We start from the raw sequence: 1,643 nt of genomic DNA on the forward strand, positions 1-1,643 counted from the left end.
ATTCTGTCTGTTTTTCGCGTGTAATGATACCCTGTGTAAGAAATCTGGTAGATGAATCGCATCTCGATATACGATCTTCGACCGATCCGAGTGAAACCTGAGTTGTGTTACTGGCGAGGTTGTGCAAGTCGGTTTGTCCTCGAGGCGGTCGGTCGACCTCGAGGCCAGCTCCCCTCGAGGACGATCTCGGCCTAGATCTCGATCTCGAGGAACGGCCACCGGCCAGCGTCCGACAGACGCCCGGAGTCTCCGCTCGTCGTCGACGTCGTCGGGCTCCGGGAGAAACCACCGCGAAAACAGAACGTCGCTCGAGAGCCGTCTCTCGGCTCTCTCAGAGGATCCGGTCGTCGACGTCCTCGAACCCGACGGCCGTCACCGCGACCGGGCCGTCGGAGACGATCTCGTCGCCCGGCTCGAGGAACTCCTCGCGGGTCTCTCCATGCTCCTCGATCTCGACTCGGACTCTACCAGTCGAGTGGTCCTCGATCGTCTCCGCGAGTGCCTCGAGGATCTCCTCTCTGACGTCCTCGTCGATGTCGTCCCACCAGTAGTCGAAGCCTCGTCGTGCATAGAGTTCGTCGACGATCGCTTGCTCGAGGCTCACGTCGATCCCCCCGGTCGGTCAGTCTCCGTGTCCACTGAGACGTGCAGATAGTTACCTCTCAACTCTACTTTGGGTTGAATATCGTCATGGGTGTAGTCACTAAGCAACTCCCACTTGTCCACATCGTCGGATTCTTCTCCGATTATCTCAATCGCCCGCTCTATCTTATCTCCGACGAAGATTGAGTGGGACTGTTCAGTACCGTCCGTGCAGCCGCTCATCGGGATCCCTCCTCGAGGTCGACGTAGCCGAGTAGGGCTCGGGCGGCTCGGCCGGCCGTGACGTCGTGCTCGCGCATCGTCTCGAGGATCGCCTCGGTCGACGGGGCCGGGCCGTCACGGAGAAGCTCTCCGCGTGCCTGCTCTGCGGCCGCTCTCTCCTCACACTCCTCGATCGTCGGGACGTCGTCGGGAGAGACGCCGTATCCAGTCGGGAAGGTCATGCGCTCTCCTCCGTGGGATCGACGATCTCCCGCTCGAGGCGGCCGGGATCGTACCGGGCCGGGAGCGGCTCGTCGGTTCGAAACTCCTCGACGCGGGCCTCTCGTCGGTCGTGGCAGTGGGGACAGACCGACGGGCGGCTCTGCTCGGAGTGCGGGACGTCCGGCTTGTACCGGAGTTGTGCGCCTGCTCCGCAGTCCTCGCAGTCTCCGATGAGGCTCATCGGTCTCCCTCCGTGGTCTGAGCCGTGAGCGGAGTCGTCGGCTCCTCGTCGACGAACTCTGTGGCCTCGAGGTCCCCCTTCTCGGTCCCGTCGGGGCGGCGTCCTTCGAGGTAGTCGGTTTCTCCGGGGTCGTCTGCGAGGTCGTCAATATGTTCTCGAGGGGCCTCGGCCGCTTGATCCATCGTGAGTCCGTGTCGGCGGTGATACGGCTCCTCGAGGTCGGCGACGATCTCGTCCTCGACGGTCCTGAGAGCTTCGACGACGTCGACCGGCTCGAGGCCGGCGTCGATCGCGTCGTGAGCGTAGTCGGCAACGTGGTCCTCGAACGAAGCCACCGAGGGCGGCTCGACGGCTCCCGTCCGGGTCATCGTCTCCT

The 1,643-nt window shown here is 63.4% G+C and carries 5 protein-coding genes; all 5 read right to left on the minus strand.

Features of this window, described 5'->3' with window-relative positions:
- Positions 1-331: 331 nt before the first annotated feature.
- Positions 332-604, minus strand: coding sequence for a hypothetical protein (locus ABD224_RS29140; RefSeq protein WP_344055308.1), 273 nt, complete (start codon positions 602-604; stop codon positions 332-334).
- Positions 601-825, minus strand: a complete 225-nt coding sequence (locus ABD224_RS29145) for a hypothetical protein (RefSeq protein WP_344055310.1) — start codon at positions 823-825, stop codon at positions 601-603. The genes ABD224_RS29140 and ABD224_RS29145 overlap by 4 nt, the downstream gene beginning before the upstream one ends.
- Positions 822-1,046, minus strand: coding sequence for a hypothetical protein (locus ABD224_RS29150; protein WP_344055312.1), 225 nt, complete (start codon positions 1,044-1,046; stop codon positions 822-824). The genes ABD224_RS29145 and ABD224_RS29150 overlap by 4 nt, the downstream gene beginning before the upstream one ends.
- Positions 1,043-1,267, minus strand: coding sequence for a hypothetical protein (locus tag ABD224_RS29155; RefSeq protein WP_344055314.1), 225 nt, complete (start codon positions 1,265-1,267; stop codon positions 1,043-1,045). The genes ABD224_RS29150 and ABD224_RS29155 overlap by 4 nt, the downstream gene beginning before the upstream one ends.
- Positions 1,264-1,643: hypothetical protein (locus ABD224_RS29160; protein ID WP_344055316.1), on the minus strand; the 380-nt coding region annotated here is incomplete at its 5' end. The genes ABD224_RS29160 and ABD224_RS29155, both read right to left, overlap by 4 nt.

The sequence above is a fragment of the Streptomyces thermoalcalitolerans genome (assembly GCF_039525155.1).
In the GTDB taxonomy this organism is placed as follows: Bacteria; Actinomycetota; Actinomycetes; order Streptomycetales; family Streptomycetaceae; genus Streptomyces; species Streptomyces thermovulgaris.

Bases quoted from the DNA above. Each gene is read 5' to 3' on its own strand.
- ABD224_RS29150 (WP_344055312.1), bottom strand. From the start codon at position 1,046: ATGACCTTCCCGACTGGATACGGCGTCTCTCCCGACGACGTCCCGACG.
- ABD224_RS29155 (WP_344055314.1), bottom strand. From the start codon at position 1,267: ATGAGCCTCATCGGAGACTGCGAGGACTGCGGAGCAGGCGCACAACTC.
- ABD224_RS29145 (WP_344055310.1), bottom strand. From the start codon at position 825: ATGAGCGGCTGCACGGACGGTACTGAACAGTCCCACTCAATCTTCGTC.